1 pseudogene is annotated in these 802 nt (G+C 64.8%); it reads right to left on the bottom strand.

From position 1 onward, the window contains the following. Positions 1–802, bottom strand: a pseudogene (locus EN750_RS37045) (hypothetical protein); the annotation flags it as partial.

Raw genomic sequence — 802 nt, forward strand, 5'->3', positions numbered from 1 at the left:
GATCCGGCCGGCAGCGTCACCTCGTCGAGCACGATCTTGCCGTGGTAGGCACCGGTGCCGACATTGGTGACCCTGATGGTGAAGTCGCAGCCGCCACCCATCGTGCAACGCGTCACGTCGGCGCGTTTCTCGACCTTGAGGTCCGGCTCCTTGTCCTTGGGCGGGCACCTCTGGTCACGCGGGATGACGATGTCGATCGTCTGCGTGCAGCAAAGGCCCCAGCCTTCCTTCGAACCGGCATAGGTTTCGATGCCGGTGACGATGAGGTGGATGACGTCGCCGGGCGATGCGCCGACGATCTTCCAGTTGAGCACACCGCCGCCCGCCGGCACCAACTGGGTGTCGGGGATGATGGTGACGCCTGATGTGGTCGTCGACACCTGCACCCACTTGCCGCCCATCTCCGGGCCGACCGGCATGTGGTAGATGAAGGCGCCGCCGCCGGGCACGCAGTCCACCGTGCCGCGTTCCACCTTGAAGCATTCCCGGTCGGGAGGCGGTGGCCGCTTATCACAGTTGGTGAGGTCGATCTTGATCGAGGTCTTGGCCCCGGTCTTGTAGTCGCCATCGTCGGGCTTGCCCGGATCCTGCGACGGGATAATGGTCCCGGGGCCGGCTCCGTTGCTGACCTTGATCACACCCTGGTTGTCGATCACGGTCGGCGAAGGAAACGCCGCATGGTCGATCTTGGCCGTGATCTGGAAGTTGATGACGCGTTCATTGGCGGCACCGGCGCCGTCGAGATCGACGGCGGAGAGCCGGAAATTGGACACCGTTGCCGTGTCGTTCGGACCGGCCGAGG

Origin of the sequence: Mesorhizobium sp. M7A.F.Ca.ET.027.03.2.1 (genome assembly GCF_003999175.1) — a bacterium.
Taxonomy (GTDB): Bacteria; Pseudomonadota; Alphaproteobacteria; order Rhizobiales; family Rhizobiaceae; genus Mesorhizobium.